This window comes from Vibrio sp. 10N.261.52.A1 (assembly GCF_002876325.1).
In the GTDB taxonomy this organism is placed as follows: domain Bacteria; phylum Pseudomonadota; class Gammaproteobacteria; order Enterobacterales; family Vibrionaceae; genus Vibrio; species Vibrio chagasii.
The window spans coordinates 1-3329 of sequence record NZ_MCYD01001182.1 but is presented as its reverse complement, the minus strand read 5'-3'; the positions used below and the strand labels follow the sequence as shown (position 1 = coordinate 3329).

The following is a 3329-nucleotide window of genomic DNA, read 5'->3' as shown; positions in this document are numbered from 1 at the left end:
CATTAACATTTAGTCAGTTCGTTAGTATTGACATGAACTTATGTCGAGACACCTTCGAGCATTATCAGGCGAGCCTATGACGGATAATTTCTCCCCTTCTGCCAGTACCATTGTGGCAAAAGATTCTAAAAGCAATGAGCATGCAGTCAGCGAGTTGACTATTTCTGAGTATTTATCGAAGCCGTTTAAAATAGAATTAACGCTCATATCTAAAAGCTTTGTTATTGACGACCAGCTTGGACAAAAGCTCGCGGTTACGCGATTTGTCAATGATACCGATAACCTAACCGCTACCCGAGTGTTCAATGGTATTGTTACGCAAGTTCAGCTGTTGGGTATGGACAGTAACCTGCAATATTCAAGTTACCGCGTCACTCTTAGGCCTTGGTTCTGGTTGTTAAAACACACCCACTCATTTCGTGTTTACCAAAACCAATCAACCAAAGACATAGTGTCAGATGTGTTAACGCAAGCCGGCTTTAGTGGCTCCTTTAAAACGGGAACCATGCCCTCCTCTAAACGGGAATATTGTGTTCAGTACAATGAAAGTGACTTCGACTTTGTCAGTCGCTTATTAGCGGAAGAAGGCGTTCATTACTTTTTCCAACACAGCGATTCTGATCACTTGATGATGCTCCAAGACGCACAGAGTCCATTTCAAAAATCAGATGCCGGTAAAATGGATATGATTGAGACGCCTTCTGGAAGCAATCCTCTAATAGATAAATGGATGCCGCAAGGTCAGTTTCATGGTGCTAGCATAGAACTAACTGCTTATGACTACTCGCAAAGCAAGTTGGTCAGTAGTAAAGAGAAGAAATCTAGTCACAAGATCGCGAACAACACCAAATTAACCAAACAATACTATCCAAGCCTTGGTATTACCGGTGGAATGGAAGACCTTGCCAGCAACCTAGTCAAACGACGTATTGAACAACTAGAGCAAAGCTATCAAACCGTCCACGCAGAAGCACAGCATGATTCATTCGAACTAGGCACTTGGTTTTCATTGTCGTCACACCTAGATAAGTCTCAGCTTGGCGACTATCTCGTTACTGAGCTCCGTATTAGTTACAACAGTGACAACCATTGTGAAACAAACCTCTCACTGATCAACACTTCAATTCCAAATTACCCGACGCCGAGAGATAAAGCCAAAATACACGGTTTACAAAGTGCGGTAGTTGCAGGAAGCACCGCTGGTGAAATTAACCAAGATGACCAAGGTCGAGTTCGAATCCAGTTTCATTGGGATACTGAAGCTTCAGGTGACAAAACCAGTTGCTATGTCCGTGTCGCTCAAATGATGGCAGGCAGCAGCTATGGTGCACAGTTTATTCCGCGAGTGGGACAAGAAGTCTTGGTGAGCTTTATCGATGGAGATCCAGACCAACCTATCATCACCGGCAGTGTCTACAACAGTAAAAATCCACCACCTTACAAAGAAGCCAACTCAACCAAAACAGGTATCAGCACTAAGCTAAGTGGATTAGCCAATGAGCTCTATTTTGATGACAAGAAAGACAATGAGCTCATGTACATGCATGCCACCAAAGATTTCACCAAGGAAGTAGAAAACAACCTAACTGAAACCATCAAAGGTGAATTGCTTCAGAAGACGACCAAACAAGTGACAGTCTCTACAGAGGACAACTACACCCTGACATCAGACAAAGCGATCAGCGAAAAAGGTAAATCCATCTCGTTAGAAGCCGATGACAAAATTGAGCTAACCGTTGGATCAAGCAAAATTACCATGTCTTCCTCTTCGATTAGCATTGAAGCCAGCAACATTGACATCAAAGCTAGCAGCGCACTCAATCTTGAAGGGATGAACGTGACCAGCAAAGCAACATCAGCGAACAAAATATCTGGCGTAACCACAGCCCTCGAAGCGACAAGCTCTAACAGTATCAAAGGTCTTAGTGTGGCAATTAAAGCAGATACAACCCTTTCCGCTGAGGGCTCACTGAGTGCCGAGTTTAAATCCGGCTTAAAAGGCACATTCGATGGTGGTGTTATGGGCGAGCTAAAAGGTGCAATTGTTAAGGTGAATTAGCAGATTCAAGCCGCTAACACTTAAACCACACCAAAGCGAAAATTTAGGTAGAACGAAAACATGTATAAAAAGATTCCGTATCAAACAGGCCGCCAATTACTCGATCGGTTCTCTAGCTCAGACGAAGCTCAAGCCCTGATCGATGAAGAGCTCAGTATCAACGACGCCATTGAAACCCTTTTAGAGAACGAGCTTTACTTCGACTTGGTTCAACTTCTTGCTCACGGACTTCCCGTACGTGAAGCAATATGGTGGGGAGCGCATACACTCGATGCAAGAAATGACGTGTGGTCTACCATGCAAAAGCAATGCATCTCTACAGCAAAAGCTTGGGTTAAATCGCCATCAGAAGAGCAAAGGCGTAAGAGTGAACTATTCTCAAACAAGCTCAATTTAAATTGTGGCCCATCCTGGTTGGCGCAATCAGTATTTTGGAACGGGTCTGGCAGTATTGTTGCACCAGATTTGCCAACGGTTCTCCCAGATCCTTTTCTATACTCTAAGGCGGTAGCTGGCGCGATTAACCACTCGGCAGCGTTACCAAACTGGGACAAAACAGACGAGTACTACAAAAAATCTATTGGCATAGCGCTTGAGCTTGCCAAGGGAAGCAAGGCATAGGAGTTACCGATGACATTAGCCGCACGACTAACCGACATGCATGTATGCCCAATGCAAACACCTGCTGTCCCGCCTATCCCGCATGTTGGAGGACCAATCAGTGGACCCGGTGTTCCGACTGTTCTGATTGGTAATATGCCCGCAGCAACACTCGGCGACATGTGCGTCTGTGTTGGTCCTCCTGATAGCATCATCAAAGGCAGCGCTACAGTTCTCATTATGAGCAAACCTGCCGCTCGTATGGGCGATACCACAAGCCACGGTGGCACTATTGTCTTGGGTATGCCAACAGTGATGATTGGAGGCTAAACACCTTACATTTCATAGGGTTTCACAAAAGCGTGACATCGGTCCACTTTTTTAGATGAAGTTCAAAGTTTTAAGTAAATATCTATTTTGCATGAGACTTTTCACAAAAAAGCTCTAGAATTAATAAATGTTAACAAGTGTTTACGAAACATAAGGAATATGTATCAAAATGTGACACTTTGTGCGATCGGAATAACAAATAGATTTTTTACAGGATGTATATGACAGAAATCGCCGACCTACTTGTTCCAATCTCGGATGATGCGCCCTCTGGCTCTTATTTGAAACTAGATCGAAGTGCCTATCGCAGTTTAAGAAACGTTTACAATAGCGCTCAATC

Annotated in this window: 3 protein-coding genes; all 3 read left to right on the top strand. The window is 44.0% G+C overall.

Annotation, left to right across the window (positions count from 1 at the left end):
- The first annotated feature begins 76 nt into the window (after positions 1-76).
- The 3 genes from tssI to BCT81_RS25250 are packed head-to-tail and all read left to right on the top strand — an operon-like array spanning position 77 to position 2989.
- Positions 77-2059, top strand: a complete 1983-nt coding sequence (tssI, locus tag BCT81_RS25260) for a type VI secretion system tip protein TssI/VgrG (protein WP_102426244.1) — start codon at positions 77-79, stop codon at positions 2057-2059.
- 60 nt (positions 2060-2119) lie between these two features.
- The gene (locus tag BCT81_RS25255) at positions 2120-2680 is read left to right on the top strand and encodes a hypothetical protein (protein ID WP_102426243.1); all 561 of its coding nucleotides are present in this window, start codon (positions 2120-2122) and stop codon (positions 2678-2680) included.
- A 9-nt stretch (positions 2681-2689) separates the two neighbouring features.
- A complete protein-coding gene (locus BCT81_RS25250) occupies positions 2690-2989 on the top strand; it encodes a PAAR domain-containing protein (protein WP_017110734.1) in 300 nt (99 codons plus the stop codon).
- Positions 2990-3329 lie beyond the last annotated feature (340 nt).